The sequence below is a fragment of the Halomonas tibetensis genome, assembly GCF_042643535.1.
Classification (GTDB): domain Bacteria; phylum Pseudomonadota; class Gammaproteobacteria; order Pseudomonadales; family Halomonadaceae; genus Halomonas; species Halomonas tibetensis.
In genome coordinates this window covers 80,804-97,146 of record NZ_JBHRSQ010000014.1, presented here as the reverse complement: position 1 = coordinate 97,146, position 16,343 = coordinate 80,804, and the positions used below count along the sequence as shown (strand labels likewise).

12 protein-coding genes are annotated in these 16,343 nt (G+C 63.2%); 3 read left to right on the top strand and 9 right to left on the bottom strand.

From position 1 onward, the window contains the following. Positions 1-51 precede the first annotated feature (51 nt). The 5 genes from ACFODV_RS11030 to ACFODV_RS11010 form a co-directional block, all read right to left on the bottom strand. Positions 52-1,374 carry an O-antigen ligase family protein gene (locus ACFODV_RS11030; protein WP_379759085.1) on the bottom strand — a complete coding sequence of 441 codons (1,323 nt, stop codon included), beginning with the start codon at positions 1,372-1,374 and terminating at the stop codon, positions 52-54. Positions 1,375-1,703: 329 nt separating this feature from the next. Then, positions 1,704-2,426 (bottom strand): SapC family protein, encoded by a 723-nt coding sequence (locus ACFODV_RS11025; RefSeq protein ID WP_379759082.1) that lies wholly within the window; start codon positions 2,424-2,426, stop codon positions 1,704-1,706. 38 nt (positions 2,427-2,464) lie between these two features. After that, positions 2,465-3,091 carry a peptidoglycan-binding domain-containing protein gene (locus tag ACFODV_RS11020; RefSeq protein WP_379759079.1) on the bottom strand — a complete coding sequence of 209 codons (627 nt, stop codon included), beginning with the start codon at positions 3,089-3,091 and terminating at the stop codon, positions 2,465-2,467. A gap of 5 nt (positions 3,092-3,096) precedes the next feature. Beyond that, complete coding sequence (locus ACFODV_RS11015; RefSeq protein ID WP_379759075.1) at positions 3,097-3,699, bottom strand: peptidoglycan-binding domain-containing protein; 603 nt, start codon at positions 3,697-3,699, stop codon at positions 3,097-3,099. Positions 3,700-3,874: 175 nt separating this feature from the next. Continuing rightward, positions 3,875-4,672, bottom strand: coding sequence for a hypothetical protein (locus ACFODV_RS11010; RefSeq protein WP_379759072.1), 798 nt, complete (start codon positions 4,670-4,672; stop codon positions 3,875-3,877). 366 nt (positions 4,673-5,038) lie between these two features. On the opposite strand from ACFODV_RS11010, the gene ACFODV_RS11005 reads away from it, so the two are divergent. Next, positions 5,039-5,341 carry a helix-turn-helix domain-containing protein gene (locus tag ACFODV_RS11005; protein ID WP_379759069.1) on the top strand — a complete coding sequence of 101 codons (303 nt, stop codon included), beginning with the start codon at positions 5,039-5,041 and terminating at the stop codon, positions 5,339-5,341. Between the two features lie 117 nt (positions 5,342-5,458). On the opposite strand, the gene ACFODV_RS11000 is transcribed toward ACFODV_RS11005, so the two are convergent. Beyond that, a complete protein-coding gene (locus tag ACFODV_RS11000; RefSeq protein WP_379759066.1) occupies positions 5,459-5,719 on the bottom strand; it encodes a hypothetical protein in 261 nt (86 codons plus the stop codon). A gap of 182 nt (positions 5,720-5,901) precedes the next feature. Here ACFODV_RS11000 and ACFODV_RS10995 point away from each other — a divergent pair, with 182 nt between their 5' ends. Further along, positions 5,902-8,574 carry an LTA synthase family protein gene (locus ACFODV_RS10995; RefSeq protein ID WP_379759063.1) on the top strand — a complete coding sequence of 891 codons (2,673 nt, stop codon included), beginning with the start codon at positions 5,902-5,904 and terminating at the stop codon, positions 8,572-8,574. Positions 8,575-8,590: 16 nt separating this feature from the next. On the opposite strand, the gene ACFODV_RS10990 is transcribed toward ACFODV_RS10995, so the two are convergent. After that, entirely contained in the window at positions 8,591-9,388 is a 798-nt protein-coding gene (locus ACFODV_RS10990) for a SapC family protein (protein ID WP_379759060.1), read from the bottom strand. Between the two features lie 560 nt (positions 9,389-9,948). Here ACFODV_RS10990 and ACFODV_RS10985 point away from each other — a divergent pair. Continuing rightward, positions 9,949-12,090, top strand: coding sequence for an ATP-grasp domain-containing protein (locus ACFODV_RS10985; protein ID WP_379759057.1), 2,142 nt, complete (start codon positions 9,949-9,951; stop codon positions 12,088-12,090). Positions 12,091-12,312: 222 nt separating this feature from the next. On the opposite strand, the gene ACFODV_RS10980 is transcribed toward ACFODV_RS10985, so the two are convergent. After that, positions 12,313-15,018 (bottom strand): Mur ligase family protein, encoded by a 2,706-nt coding sequence (locus ACFODV_RS10980; protein ID WP_379759054.1) that lies wholly within the window; start codon positions 15,016-15,018, stop codon positions 12,313-12,315. Between the two features lie 35 nt (positions 15,019-15,053). Beyond that, positions 15,054-16,157, bottom strand: coding sequence for an NAD-dependent epimerase/dehydratase family protein (locus ACFODV_RS10975; protein ID WP_379759051.1), 1,104 nt, complete (start codon positions 16,155-16,157; stop codon positions 15,054-15,056). Between the last annotated feature and the right edge of the window lie 186 nt (positions 16,158-16,343).

Sequence of the window (16,343 nt, the reverse complement as noted above, 5' to 3'; positions counted from 1 at the left end):
CCAGGGTTCTCATGCCAGGGTTCTCATGCCAGGGTTCTCATGCCAGAGCTCTCACGCCCGTTGCTCCTTCCACCAGCGCCAGTAATGGGTCACCAGGCCGCCAACGATAAGGTTGTGAACAAACACCCCGGTCCAGAACGAATTGTAGGATTCGAACTGATTGACCACCGCCCAGTAGATGAAAAACGCAAGGGCGAAGAGTGCCATATCACCGGGCATCACGCCGCCTCGCCAGCTGACGAAGGTGGCCCACCCCACCCATCCCGCAAGCCCCAGTATCAGCATCACCCCAAACAGGCCGTAGGCGACCCAGACCTCCAGCAGGAAATTGTGCAGGTGCCCGAAGTGTTCCTTGACGAAGGGCGGCAGCCAGGGGGTTTCGTGAATCACCAGGCTACGCGCCTCGCTGCCCCACCCGACCCAGGGACGCTCGAGCCCCCACTCCACGCCGGCCTGCCAGGTATTGATGCGAATGCCGATGCTGGTGTAGGGCACATCCTCCAGGCCCCGCTCGGCCATATGGACAAGCACCTCCCGCTCATCGGCAATGCGCTGGATCAAGGTCCCCTGGAACGCCCAGCCGGCCAACGCCAGAACACACGCCAGGGCCAGACCCATCAGGCCAAGACGCAAGGGCGTGAGCCCGCCAGCGACGGGCCGGGCGAAACGGCGCCGATGGTAGATCACGACGAACGCCGCCACGGCAAAGGCCAAGAGCAACCCCAGCCATACCGCACGCGTCAGGCCGATCAGCACTCCCACCAGGGCGAGCAGCGTCATGGCACACCAGAGCCCGCGCCTGGCCAAGTGCCATCGCCCGGGTTGCCAGAAACGGCCGGCGAAGATCACCAGCCCGAGCAATGTCACGCCGAACAGCATCGCCCCGTGCTGGGCATTGCGAATCCCGTACTCGATTCGCTGCCCCTGCAGGCCCGCCTGCCACTCCTCCCAGCCGCCGCCGCCAAACAGCGCCTGCAGCAGAAATCCCCCCAGGGCCAGGCCCCAGACGGTTAGCGTCAGGCGGGTGCTGCCGCCCAGCCACCAGGCCACGGCGATAAAGATAAACAGCTTGGCCAGCCGGTCCAGGCGCGGGTTATCCGCAGCATAGTCGGGTACGTCGCGCAGTATCAGCCACCAGGAGAGGGTCTGAACCACCAGGGCCGCCAGCAGCAGCCAAAGCGGCGCGGTGTTGCGCAGTCCGGTGCCGTAGCGCAGCAGCGCAATAAGACCCAGCACGGCCGTCAGTGTCTCGGCGGGCTGACCTATCGTGGGCCACAGGAACTGAAAACCGGCGTATACCGCCATCAGCACGGTGCCGGCTATCCATAGCCGCTCCGGGCATGGCCAGGCCCGCTCGGGGAGAGCGTGCTTCATGTGAGACGTTGCACCATCGGCTATCCTATTGCGGAGATCTGATCGGTGCGGAGTCTACCATGGGCAGGGATCATGAAAACGCGAGTGACGTCAGTGCCATCCACAGCTCAACCGTCCATGGTGACAAATCACACTCATGGCATTAAGAACTTGACATTGACCTTGTCGGCATCCAAGCCACCCCGATAGGACGCACTACAGTCGCAACGTCTTCGAACTGGCATTGGTCAATATCGATATGCGGTTGCGCTCCCTTGCCGGCGGGGTGCCCTCAAGATCTTGTGTAGCCAGCATGCGGTATTGGAACACCCCTGGCATCGAGCATTGGATCATGCGGCCGGGACACCCTCCTCACGGGGCTCTAGCAACGCTTGCACGTTTTCCTGGCTGTGCAGGTGAGCGTAGACAACGCCGAGAAGACCACTACGCGCCCAGCTTGCCAAGGTGGCATCGTCCAGCTTGGCGAGTTGCTCGGCATCCACGCTGCGGAAGCCGCGCACCGCTACCTCCTGCTCGCCGTTGCGGTTGAGCGTCACCTGGCGCTCCACCAGAAGGTCGTGCTCGGCCAGTGGCGCCAGGAATTTCTGGGTCTCCTCCAGTTCGCGCTGGAACTGCACGAGGAACTTGCGCGCACGCTCCACGATACCCCCCTCGGGCGGCTTGTCGTCCTGGAAGAGGGGTTCGGCGCCTTGTTCGGCAGTTTCCAGGAAATTATCGGCGGCGCGGTCGATCATCACCACGAAGCGACCCTGTTCCCCGGTTTCCCCCAGCACGAAGGGGTAACGGCGAATGTGGGCGGGAATATAGGCCTTCAGCCAGTTGCCCTGCTCGTCCACGCAGGGATGGCTCTCCTTGGCCACCGAGAGCAGTGCCATGGGCAGCACCTTGTCTCCACTCGAGAACACCACGGGCAGTGAACGCGAGGCCTTGACCACCTCGCTGGCCGACAGCGGCGTGGCGGAAATCTCCTTGGCGAAGACATAGCCGGGCACGCCGCGATAGTGAAGGTCGGCGTGTTTCTGGGTATCAAGCGTTTCTAGGGTCTTGAACATTCAAACCATCCTTGCGTAAACGGTAAAAAATAAAGCCATCAATCTCTGATCAGCAACCGTACCAGGGTGTCTGTATCAGGCAGTCCGGTCTCGTTCAACCCCTCTGCACGCTGAAACGCCTCCAGGGCACCGCGCGTCCCGCGTCCATAAAGGCCATCCACCGTACTCTGGTAATACCCCTTGTCGGCCAGGCGCAACTGCACGGTGCGCAGCGTTTCACGGTGCACATTGACCTGCCGATCATTCCATTCAAGGGAAAGGATTTCCGAGCGGTTTTGCACCTGACCCAATCTCAGGGTATTGAGGCTCTGGGCCAGTGCGGTCTCGAGAATCAGATCATCGTTGGCCTGGCAAACGTTGAAAACGACTCCCCCTAACCCGGCCGGGTCCTGGATCACGGACACCTCGTAGACACCGTCATTCAGCAGGTTCAGCCCCGTGACATAGCCCTGCATCCACTGCAGCACCAGGGGTAGGTTAGGGTCTTGGTTCTCGACGGCCGCCACGAAGTCGTTGCAGGCTGTGGCACCCAGGCCGCGCACGGCATAATTGCCGTCCTCGTCAGCCGCCATGGCCGGCAGGACTGCGCTTGCCACCAACCCAGCAAACGCCATTTTCCAGGTCCGCCTGGCCACTTTCACACTCGATGTGACTATCTCCGCCATGTCTCTCACTCTCCTTCCATCAACAACAGGCGCACCACACTATCGGCATGGGGCGTACCGGTCACGCGCTGATCATTTTGTTCCTGGAAACGCGTCAGCGCTTGCTGAGTGGCGTCATCGAAGCCTCCGCTTGGCACGATATCGTAACCGCGCTCTTCAAGTGCCTGCTGCACGCGCTGCAGGGTCTCCTGGCGAATCAGCACTTCCTGGTCGCCCTGGCGAATCAGCACCAGTTGGGAGTCCTGACGCACGCGAGCCGGCTCAAACAGGCCGGCGATACGCGCCAGCGTGGTTTCCAGCCTCAATTGCGGATTTTCTCGGCACAGATTGCGCGCCAGTGCCGCCACCTCGGCACTGGACACCAGCGGCGAGATATCAAAGGTGGCATCGGTCATGCGGTTGTGGGCGGTCAAGTAGCCATCGATCCAGGCTACATAGGCAGGCACCCCCGCCCCCCCCCCCCCCTCTGACACCTCGTTGAAGAAATCTGCGCAGCGCAGGGTGCCCGCACCGCGAACCGCATAGTTCCCATCCGTATCTGCCGCCTGGGCGCTGCCCAGCAGCGCAGGCAACAACAGCGCCCCTAGCGGCAATATCCACTGCTTCATAGCATGATCTCCATACGCCTCTTGCCAAGTACTCATCATAGCCTTCCTCGCCCGGCAAGCGCCGTAGCATCGCCAACGCAGACAGCCAACGCCGTAGCGAAACAGACGCGCAAGGCTCAGAAACAAAGAGAGGGGGGCTTGCGCCCCCCTGCTCGGTTGATGAATGTCAAGCCATTTACAGGCCCAGGCTGTTGCGCGAACGCAGGCTGGTCACGTTGCTGTTGGTACCCGCGTTGCCCACGGCGCGCGCCTGCACGGTATTGTTGGTGACGTTGAAGGAGCTGCCACCGCTGTTGCCCGTACCACCGTTGATGCTGTTACCAACACCGGTAATGGAAGCCACCGTGGTCACACCGCTGTTGCGCTGGTAGCTGGTGAGCGCCGCACTGCCCGCCGTGCCGTTGGCATCGTTGAGCGCGATGCTGTTGCCGGTGCGGTTGGCCGTGGCCTCGGCGACTACCTGGTTGCCGCTGACGTTGACCCGACCATTGACCAGACCCGACGTGATGCTGACGTTATTGCCACCACTAGCAGTGATTCGGCTGGCAATCTCGTTGTCGATATTGGTCTGACGGTTGAGCACCGCGAAGCCGCCCTCGGCGCTCGCCAGCCCGGTGTTATCGGTGGTGGCGGTGGCGCCTGCGCTGTTGGTCAGCACATCACCCTCGGCGGTCAGGCGGTTGACGGCGTCGTTACCCCGGCTGAGGGCCACGGAGACGTTGTCCTCCAGGTTGATGGCGGTGCCGTTGTGATTGCCGCCGTTGGCGGTCACGCTGGTGCCCGGCGCGGTCAGGGTGGCGGTCACGTCGCCCTCGTTGTACTGGCCGCTGGCCAGCGCCGCATTGACGGCGCTGGTGGTGGCCTCCAGGTTGAGGGCATTGCGCGCACTGTTGGCGGTGGACTCGGCCCAGATCTCGTTGCGGCTCGAGGTCACGCTGCCACCTGTGATGATGCCATCTACCGCGATGGCCATGCCGGTCGCCGCCCACTGACGGTGTGCGGTACGAACACCTCGCGCCAGTTGGATGCCGGAACCAGCGGACTGATGATCGGCTGCCGCTCCATCACCTTGTCCGCCGGCTGCCCTGCCTGGGTGGTCGTTATGCCTTCCTTTCGTCTCCACTTGGCCCCTTTTCTGAGGCCCAAGTTTCATACCTGCAGCCCCGAGGGGCAGGCTATCGTCCGTGAGTTGCTTGACAAGGTGCGCCATGGAGGACCCCAAGAAACCAACGCCAGGCGGCATATTGCAGCGGCGCTATGTAAGATATGTACGCCACCGCCGAGCCTCGACCCTCGCCTGGGGAGCCGGCTATCTGGCGCGCTCGTCGATGCCCTGGCCATGAGCCATGTTCGCGCCTCGGATGTGGCCACAATGGCTGACTTGTCCCGCAGCCAGCTGTATAGCCGCCTGGTCCCTTACGGGGGCTTCAAGACCCTTCTATGCGAGTGGCGACTGGAGCGCATCGCAAGGCAACTATGCGCCCCTGAAAATGATGCCACATCGATCAAAACGCTGCTTTTTTCCAACGGCTTTTCGAGTACCGAGCAGTTTCAGCGTCTGTTCCGTCAGCGTTTCGGCATCTCGGCAACAGAGTTTCGTCAACGTGAGAAAGCAGCTGCAACACACTGGTGCGCTGACTGATTCGCGCTCTTACGGCGCCCGACGGCTCACCCGCAGTGTTCTGACCCACCAAACGCCAGCGGCCCGAGACAAGGCTCGAGCCGCAAAGGGGAGTAGCGAATCAGGTGCGTCGGGCGGCTAGTGGGCCAGGTTGCCCGCCTTTTCCGAATCCGCGTTCTGCTCTTTCACCTTGTCCGAATTCAGCTCTTCCTTGAGCGCCTGGGCATAGGCGGTACGCGCGGTCTGGGCAATGGCCAGCTGCTGGTTCAGGCGAGAGATTTCCTGATCGGTGACACGCAGGTTGACGACCTGATTGCGCGCACGCTCGCTCAGTTGGTCCAACTGGTACTCGGTACCGTCGATGGTTACCGTTTGCGCCTGTGAGGTCTGTTCTGCCATCGGGTTACTCCATTGATGTGACATGAGAAAAAACGCCAGCGAGCATCATAACGCACTAGAGCCTGGATGCGGAATCCCGAAGCACTTGTCGAAGGGTACCGCCAGCGATGCCTCACTCACTGCGCGATCAGGACGACGGATGGTAAGATATGGCGTCATCAGTTCGTCACAAGGATGTGGTATTGCCTCGCCAATCATTCATACCGCCGTTATCGCCTCTCGTAGGCCGGGCCCTGCTGGGGCTGGCGTTGCTTGTCAGCCCTCTATTCTGGCGCTTGCTGAGCCTACAAGAGCGCTCGCTGAACGGGCAGTGGCAGGATGCATCGGGACTGGCGGGGGATATCGCCGTCACCCTGGTGACCCTCGCTGCACTGCTGTGGCTGCGCCATTGGCGACCCTGGCTGGCGGCACTCGGCGGGCTAGGCTGGGTGGCCCTGCACATCGTCAACTATGAGTATGTGCGAACCTTCGATGCCCTGGCCCAGCTGCGTTACGCCCACTACCTGGGGGATGTCACTTTCCTGACCGGCTCGGCCATGCACGTCACCCACCCTGGGTTGGCGCTGCTGCTAGCAACGGCCACCGTGCTGGCCGCAATGTGGCCGTGGCAAGCCAGGCCCCAGCGGAACATTGGCCTGCCGGCGTCGATCGTCGGGCTGACACTGGGCCTGGCCAGCCTGTCCCTCGCCAGCGATACCTCCGTGACCGACTGGCGCCGGCATCACCCTGTGCTGGCCAGCCTGCAGGCGATGGCATCGAGCACAGCACCAGCTGTCACCTTGGCAGGCAGCAGCAAGCCGCCGACGGCACTGCTTGCCGATACGACAGGGGCGCCGTCCATTGCCCTGACAGGCAAGACTCCCACGAACGTACTGCTGATCATGCTGGAAGGCGTCACCGGCGGCTACCTGCCCTCGCTGGCCGAACAGGCCGAACTCCCCAGCGAGATCCGCATGCCGAGGCTGGATACCCTCGCCCAAGACGGCATGCTGTATTCGCAGTTCATCGCCCAGCAGCGCCAAACCAATCGCGGCAGCTATGCGCTGCTGTGCGGCGACCTGCCTCGTCTGGGCTCACAGCCAGCCAGCATGAGCGATTTCGCCATGGGGCCTGCCTCACCAACATGCCTGCCGGACGTTCTGAGCGAGGCGGGTTACCACAGCGTGTACCTGCAAGCCGCACCGCTCTCGTTCATGATGAAGGATACCTTCATGGCCAAGGCGGGATTCGACGAGGTCAAGGGAGATGACGCTGTGGCGCACGCCTACCAGCGCAACGGCTGGGGCGTCGACGACAAGGCCTTCCTGGAACAGGGCCTTCAAGAAGTGGCAAGGCTTCGCCAGCAGAAGAAGCCCTGGCTCCTTACCCTGCTGACCTCCGGCACCCATCACCCCTTTAACCTGCCTCCCGAGGTGGCAGCCAACGGCAGCCCGGAGCAGCAGGCCTTTACCTACCTGGATGATGCCATCGGCGACTTCATGAAAGCGATGCGGGAACGTGGCTGGCTGGATGACACCCTGGTACTGATCACCTCCGATGAAGCGGCGGGCATGCGCCAACTGGCCGACGAGACCGCACGTCGCTTGACCCAGAACTGGGGCATCATGGCGGTGCATGCGCCGCAGGTGCCTGCCAGGCGCATCGATGCACCCTATCAGCAGAGCGACGTGGCACTTTCCATACTCGACTACCTGGGCCAAGCCGAGAGACAAGGCCTGCCCTTCCTGGGACGAAGCCTGTTTCGCGACTACCCAGCGCCGCGCGCGCTCCACATGGCCAACACCTATGCCAATCAGGTTCAGGCGCTGACACCTTGGAGCTGGATCGTCTGCGACGAAAACCTGAGTGAGTGTCAGGCCCACCCCTTCACGAACTCCCCTTGGCAACTGGCGCACGACCGTCAGCGTGCGCCAGACGAAACACAAGTCGAACGTCTCCGCCAGGCGGTCGCTTACAGCCGGCGTCCCCACCAGCCCGAGACAAGCGGCGACGAGGGCTTCCGCCTCGCCGTGCCCGGGCCACGCCAGCTACCCGGCGCCCACCAGAGCCGCCTGCTGACGGGAGGGCAGTACCTCACCACCACAGGCCCCGTGGCGATAGAGGGGAGCTTCCGCCTCGAGGTGCAGGATCGCGATAACGTCAAGGTGGAACACTACCTGACCAGCGCCCGGGGGATCGTGCACGAAACCGCCCTGCCGCTGCTACGGCCGGGTGACACGTTGAGCGTGCACTACCGCATTCCCCTGGCGGAAAGCCAGACACGGCTGGAAAACCTGTTGCGCATACGCGCCCTGAGCGACGACAAGCAGGGCGAGAGGCCCGGTAGTGTAACGCTGGAAGATGCCAGCATGCGCCTCGTGACGCGAGGCTGGCTGGAACGGTGGTGGCAGAATGATGCCCCTCAGGTCACCCTAGAGTTGCAGCGTGCCGCCACCCGGGCGACGAACCGGCTGGCACTGCTGGACCCCGAGCTGACCCGGCACGCTGAATGCCTGCAGCCCGTGAACGCCACTCAGCCACATGCAACGTTCAAGGGTAACGGGTGCGAGCCTGGCGCCATGCTATACGCCAACTACACGCACATGCCACAGGGCGGGCAGGCGCAGGTCGAGTTCAACATCGAAGTGTTGGCCGGCGAAGCCGAGTGGCAGCTCGATCTCGTGGCAGCGCTGGGCAATCAGGCTGTAGCCCATGCCGAACCGGAGAGGCTGCAAGCCGGCGATCAACGGCACTTGACCCTTGACGCCAGCGTGCCAGAAGGAACACGCCACCTCGAGGCGCGGCTACTACTTCGCCAGGCTAGCCCCGAACTGGAATGGCGCCTGTCAGGCGCCAAGTTGACGATGCGGGACTGAGGCATAGCTACCACGTTCAGCTATCGAAATCGAAGCTCAGGTCGTCATCGCCGCCAAACCACTCATCGAGGGACTCGGGGGGCTCGGACGTTGACTCGAGGCCCAACTGCCCTTGCCGCGCCAGATGCTCCCCCCGCTGCGTCAGCTGATGCAACTGACGCAGAGAAGACGGCTGCAGGAAGGCCAACCGCAACGCACCGAGCTGATTCAGGCGCCGAAGGCTATCACCCGACAGCTCGGCCAGGGCCTGCTCATCCACCCGCCAAAGTCCAGGCACCGCTTCGGGTTCGGCGTCTATCTCCAGGCGAACCTTGAGCGGCCAGGGAACCACCAGATCCTCTTCCTCGAGTGCGGCACAGGCTGCCCGGGTAACGGCGCGCTGCTCGCGGCACTCCTGCAGGAAATGTCCCGCCCGCTGCGGGTCCTCGGCCAGCTTTCCCTGGTCGTCAAAAAGCCGAGGCGCCGCGGGATCAGCCGTCAGGTGTTCGGCATGCAGACACAGCTCGGCCTTGCCGTCGTCGCGCTCCTGCAGGTGAAATGGGTGGCCGCGCAGGGCGGCCGGCACATAGCGCGCCAGCCAGCGGCCCTCGGCATCCACGTAGAGGTTGCGGCCAAAGCCGATGTCGGTCAGCACCACCGGCTGCAGACCGGCTTCGCCCTCCTCCAGCGCCAGCACATAGTGCCCCGCCAGTTCGGGCAACTCGGCCAGCAGTACCGGCAGCGAGGCCATGGTTCGGACGTGATGATAGCCCCGGCGCGGTCGCCAGCCGTGGCTGGCATGCTTTCGGGCGGACAGGACGATCCAATCGCTCATGGGGCTGGGCTCCTCGTGATGCCATTGCGAGTGGTGGCGATGCTCATGGAGTCTCGTTAACTCTCGGCCGGGGCCCAACTCCGTTAAATCGAACACTCAGACACTCTAGCACACCACCCATGCGAGGGCATCGGGCGCACCCTCGACAAAGGCCACCGGGTGCTGGCTCATGGGACAGGAGGCTCCTCGCAGGATCCTGACTCCGGCCCGTAGTTGGCGTGAGACTTCTCCTCCACCAGTGCCGAACCCAGCACGAGGTTGATCTGAACCGCCCCGGCTTTCTCGGAGACCCGCTGATTTGAGTTAGGCTGACTTTTTGGCCTGACCCTGTTGCTCGTAATATAACGCTTCTCGTTCGGCTGGCGGCATGTTGCCGATCGACTCCAAGAGCCGGCGATGATTGAACCAGTCGACCCATCCCAGGGTACCTACGCAAATAAATGGGCAACCTTGTTATTGTAGCGGATGCCCTTTTCCAATTACTTTTCAGTCAGGCCCGTCCGAGTCGCAGCCCCTCGACGACCCATGACTTGATGAAGACGGATGGACGTTAAGCTCAGATGACCGATCATGGTTGGACCACTTCAGGAAGTAGCAGCATCGATGTGCAACAGCTCAGCCTCAAGTGCTTGCCCGGCTGCCGGTTCGGGCTGAGCCAACCCACTGCCGTTATTCACCTGACCTTGAAGGGCCGAGTGACGGGGCTGCGTGCTCGGCTCGGAAAGCTGGCGGAGCTGGCACCTGCCATGATGCCCGATGAGCCGCTGTACCTGGCGCCGCCACAGAGCTGGCCGGGCGCATTCCTGATGGATGGTGGGGTGGAAAACAATGGCAGCGTCTTTCTGTTATTGGCCGAATGGTTCGCGGCCACTAGCGTACTCATGCAACGCTATGCACGTCTCCCGGTCGGCTGGGGAAAAGTGCTCAGTGCGAGCCGCTCGGGACTCTCGTTCGCCGTGCCCTGGTACCACAAGGAATTGCTGAAAGAGGCCCTGCGGCATGCCGTACGCTGGGTGTTGATCGTCCTGTCTACACCGCCCCTGCGTCTTGCCGAGGCCCACGCTCAATGGCAAGAAGGCTTTATCCAATGGCTGGACAGGGTGCGGCCAGCACAGATGGGGCTGAATACGCAACGTTTCGCTCTGGCCGCCCTCAACGAAGGTTACCCTGTTGCCCCCATTGCTCAGGACACGCTCCAGATTGGCTGGGGGCGTCACTCCCGCTGGATCGAGTCGAGCATGAACGAGGCAACAAGTGGCATCGCCATGCGCTTGGCACGCAACAAGTGGCAGACGGGTCGCCGACTTGCCGATATGGGGATCCCGGTTCCCCGAACGCTTGTGGCCAAATCCATCGATGGCCTCGCCGCCGCGGTCGAGACCTATGGTTACCCCCTGGTGGTGAAACCCACCAATCAGGACGCGGCCAAGGGGGTGACCGTCAACATCCAGCAGCGACAAGAGCTGACCACGGCCTTCGAGGCGGCACTGGAGCTATCCGCCAATGGGGCGCTCATCCAGCCTTTCATGGCGGGTACCGATCATCGATTGCTGGTGGTGAACGGTGAATGTTTGATGGCAAGCATCCGCCATCCCGCCAGTGTGACGGGAGATGGCAAAAGCACCGTGCAAGAACTCATCGACATCGCCAACCGACATCCCTTTCGCGGCACGAGGAAGCATAGCACGCTGAAGAACATCACCCTGGACGATGATTCCTATCGCTGGCTAGAGCATCAGGCATTGACCCTGGAGAGCGTGCCTGAAGCAGGACGCTTCGTCAGGCTACGCTCCATCCCCAACATGACCACGGCCGGCGTCCATGAAAACGTCACGGACAGCGTGCATCCGGACAACAAGGCCCTGGCCGTCGCCGCCGCCAAGGCCGTCAGGCTGAATGTGGCCGGAATCGATATGCTGTGCCCCGATATCCGCCGCTCATGGCACGAGGTGGGGGCCACCGTCATCGAAGTGAACGGCCAGCCCGACGTGAGCCTGCACTGGACAATGTCCCCCGAAGCCAATATCTATCGGCAGATGATGTCACGCATGGATATCGAGGGCGGGGGCCGTATTCCGGTCCTCCTGGAGGCTCGCCCGGCTGGTTCGACGGCCTGTGCTGACCTCTGGGAGAAGACGTTGGCTCTGGGCGAGTCGGTAGTACAGCGCGTTGAGGCTGGTGATGACGGCTTTAAGCTTGTCCAGCGTGCCTTGACGGACGCCACGACTGGCGCAATTTGGGCCACGATGAATCTTGAAGAGATCGCAGGCAAAGGCTTCCCCTGTGATGTTGTGGATATCTCACTGCTGTCGGTGGCCGATGGAAAGCCGGATCAAGGCGTTATGGCTGCCTGCGTGGAAGCCATCGCTCGCACCCGCAAGGCCATCGTAGTGGATGCCAACCTTCTTGATGCCGTCGCCGCTCGGCTTAAAGACTTCGCTGGGGATGTCGTCGTGGTCGATGCTGACCAGGCACTTTCCCCTGGACTGCATGCCGATTGGGGAAGGGTCACTGTCAAGCCACAGGCAAATGGGGGGCGTCTGTACGCGTTTGTGCCTGGAAAGCGAGGCCTCCAGAGGGGTAGAGAAATTGATCTAGGGAGTGACCATTGCTTGTCCGATAGGGTGTGGATCATGGCCCTGGCGGCCCTTACCGGTCGTTTTGATCTACTGGGAGTATCAATGGCGACCTCCAGATTTTGAAAGTAAGCCAGTGTTGTCTCCAGGCCCTGGGCAAGCGTCCACTCGGGCCACCCGTTCAGCCACTGTCTCCCCAGGGCGATATCCGGTTGACGCTAACGTGGATCATCTTGCGGTCGTGGCCGATAGTCGATAGAGGAGTCAGTGTCCACAGCGTCTACCTAAACGATGTCGGTCAGCATCACTGGCTGCAGGCCAGCCTCGCCCTCCTCCAGCGCAAGCACACTAGTGCCCCACCAATTCAGGCAATTCGTCGCAGGCGTTCTCATGCCCGCGCCAGGCCCTCAGCGCCGTGTAGGTTTCCCAGGGATCGGTGAGCAAAACCAGCAGATCATTCGGGCCTACGCTGTTCAGGCCGGCCAGGATAGCGGCATCACGTTCGCGCTGCACCTGCAGGTGAGTGGGCGCCACCCCCTGCGCGGAGAGCCCCTCGGCAAAGGCCGTGAGCATGTTGCCAAGCGGGTCGTCGCCCTGATAGTCCGGCGCCTGCAACACCCGCGGCGGTGATGCGCTCAGCACGAAGTGATCGAAGGTGCTGGCCAGCCACGGCAGCGCCGCATCCAGGTAGCGGCGCTGCCGGTTACCGACGTTGGCCGCCACCACGTGGCGCTGGCCGGTGCAGGGCAATTGCTGCACGCGTTGACAAAGCGAACGCAGACCATCGAGGTTATGCGCATAGTCGAGTAACAGGCTAAAGGGCTGGCCGACATCGAGCCATTCGTAGCGGCCAGGGTTATCCCCGAGTGCATCACCGAACGTGGCCAGGCCGGCAGCGATCACTTTAAGCGATAACCCCTGCGCATGGGCCAGCGCCGCTACGGCCAGGGCATTGCCAAGGTGCGGTTCGGCGGCGGCGGCGAGTTGCGTTACCGGGAGCAGTGGCGTCACAACGTCGCCTGCCAACAGACAGAGGGTAGGCTCGTCCTTCCAGTTCACCACGCTGACGCCTTCGCCGCCACCGGCCAGGTGGGCACACAGCGCCGGAGTATCGGGGTCACGGCTAAACAGCAGCTGGCGCGGGGCCGATACCTGGTCGCGCACTGCCAGGCAGCGGGCGTCCTCGGCGTTGAGCACCACCGCTTTGCGAGCACGGCGCAATACCGAGCCCTTGAGTGCTGCCATCGCCTCCAGGCTGACGATGCCGTGCTCGCCGATATGATCATCCTGAACATTGAGCAGTGCCGCCACATCGTAGGCATCGGCGGCATGCCCGAACCGGAGCAGCGCCTTGCGTGGCATCTCGATGACCGCCGCCTCCACACCTGGGTCATCCCACAGCAGGGCGGCACCCGGCTGACCGGACAGGTTCTGGCGCACGTTCCACTCCTCGCCGATACGCACTCCCGTCGTGGTGGCGCTGCCTACGCACAGGCCGGCCTGCCGCCAGAGATGATGCAGCCAGTGGCAGACAGTGGTCTTGCCGTTGGTGCCGGTGACCACGGCGGTGGGAATAAGCCCCATCTCGCCATTCATCAGCCACGCCAGCACTTCGCCGTTGATGTCGCGCCCGGGCTCGGCCAGCCAGTGAGGGCGAAAGCCCGGCTGCGCATTCACCTCGAGAATGGCGGCGCCCACCTCGCGCCAGGAGCGACGAACATCGGATATCAGCAGGTCGATACCCGCCACGTCGAGCCCCACCAGCCGGGCGGCATGCTCGGCCAGGCGCAGATTGTCGGGATGGGCCGCCCGGGTCAGCGCCTCGGCAGTACCGCCGCTGCTGATATTGGCGGTGCGTCGCAGCACCACCCGCTGCCCCACCGCGGGGACGGCATCAGGCGTCAGACCCTGTTCGACCAGCAGCGTCTGCGCCTCGTCATCCAGACTCAGCGCCTTGAGCAGATAACGATGTCCACTGCCGCGACGCGGGTCGGCATTGAGCCGTTCGACCAGCACCGCCACGCTATGGCGGCCATCGCCCACTACCGAACCGGGCATGCGTCGCGCCACTGCCAGGCAGCGCCCGCCCACCACCAGCAGGCGATGATCGTCCCCAGCCACATGGCGCTGCACCAGCACTCCTTGCCGGGTGAACGTGTGGGCCGCCGCCACGGCGCGACGTAACTGTTCCAGTGTGGTGATACCGCATGCCACACCGCGCCCCTGATCCTGATCAGCCGGCTTGACCGCCAGCGGCCAGCCCAGTGCTTTAACCACTGGTGCCAACTGTTCCTCGCGGGTAACGCGACGCGTCGCCGGCACCGGCAGCCCGGCCCGCGCCAGGCGCTCCAGGGTAGCCGACTTGTGACGTGCCAGGCGGCCACTCAGGGCGCTGGTGGTGGCCACATAGCTGGAATCCAGACAGCGCGCCGCGCTGCCTAGTCCCACGCGCAGGTAACCGAGCGGCTGGTGCCCCACCGGCATGCCACGCTGGCATGCTGCCAGCCCGAAACGCTGGGTGTTGGGCGACAAACCCGTTTGGCGCTGGTCGTCGAGCCAGCGCTCGAAATCCGCCTGCCAAGTGGGCGCGCGAGCAAATTCTCCCTGCAGGGCATGCACCAGATGCTGAAGCCCCCAGTGCACGGACCCTTTGGCCACCGACTCGCGCTGCCAGGGCACCGCCAGACGCACGCCCTGGGAAGTGGCCGAAACGATCTGGCCAGCACCCACCACCTCGCGCGCCAGGCGCTGTATAACACCGACCCAGCCCAGCAGCCATTCCCCCAGTGGGTGCCAGTGTCGCGCGCCGTCTGCCAGGGGCACCTCCGGGGGCAGGCATAGTGCAGCCGGCCATGCCTCGGGCGTCAGGTCGAACAGCGACGTATCGTGCAAGTAGCCAGCCAATAGTCGGCGCTGGGCACTGGCCAACCGCTGCCAATCGCGACGCGGCAGGTTACCAGCGAACTCAAAGGTGGCGGTCCCCCAGGCCACGCCGTGACGCCCGCCCGGGGTCGTCCGCCAGGCGTTGATCTGCAGATGAATGGCTGAAGACATTGACTCAGGGTTCCTCGTGGGCACCATGCCAGCGCCTAGAGCGCACGCACATCTTCGGTTGCGGCGCGCCTGGACGAATCACCGAAACGGGCCCAGTAATAATCGACTACCTCGTCGAGCAGCGCCTGTAACGAATGCTGCGGAAACCAGGCCAGGCGTGCCTGCTCCTGGGTGATATCCATGATGCGACGGTCGCAATCCTCATACCCCGGGCCATAGAAGGCGCCGCCGCTGACCTCTTCGATGGGGTGGTCGAGAAAGCGCGCCTCCCCGGTCATGCGGGCGAAGGCAAGACGCAACTGCTCGGCGAGCTCGCGCATCGACACCTCATTGGCCGGGTTGCCGATGTTGTAGAAGTGGTTCAGGAAGGCCTGCGGGCGCTCGATGATCGCCATCAGCGCATCAATGGCATCGTGAATGGACGTGATGGTGCGCCGCGCGTGGCCTCCGTCGACCAGCTGCATGGGCTCGCCGCGCAGCACCGCGCTGACGAACATCGGCAGCACCCGCGGGGTGCCCTCGCCTTCCAGACCGGGCAAGTAATCCATGCGCGGCCCGAAGAAATTAAAGGGCCGGACGATGGCAAACGGCAGGCCGCGATCATGGTGGTGCGCATAGATCAAACGCTCCGTAAGCTGTTTGGCGCAGGCGTATGTCCAGCGCTGGTGCTGGATAGGCCCCAGCAACATGGGCGTGGTGGCCGCATCCAACAGCGTCTGGTGGGGGGCCAACACCTGGCCCGCAGGGGCATAGCTGCCCAGCGTGCGGCCGTAGACCTCGCTGGTCGAGGTAAAGAGCAGGGGCACGCCGTGCCGGCTGGCCATCTCGACGATGGGCACGCTGTCCAGAAAATTGGCATGAATCGTCAGCAGCGGCTCGGTATTGTAGCGCGCCGGCTGGCACACGGCCCCCAGGTGCACCAGCCAGTCGGCCTGGGCCACATCCTGCTCGAGCCATGCCAAGGCAGCGGGCTCGGTATACGAGGCCTGGCGAAAGGTGAGCCGAGGGTGATCCAGAAGAGGGATAATGCGCCGATCATCCAGGTCCCATCCGGTCACACGGACATCAGGTTGCGCCAACAGGCGCTCAAGCAGATGGCTGCCGATAAAACCGGCACAGCCAGTGACAATGATATTCATGAATAACGAACGCTCCCCCTTGGCCACCGCATACACCCTGGCGCCTTAACTACTGTTTCTCTCTGGCGTTACCTTACCATGCAACTGACGACACGCCTGTAAGACCTAACGCTGACCTGCCGGCAGAACGGGCCTTGAGGCCGTATCACGCCACACGAACGGAAAATGGCGGCCCTTTTACCTTGT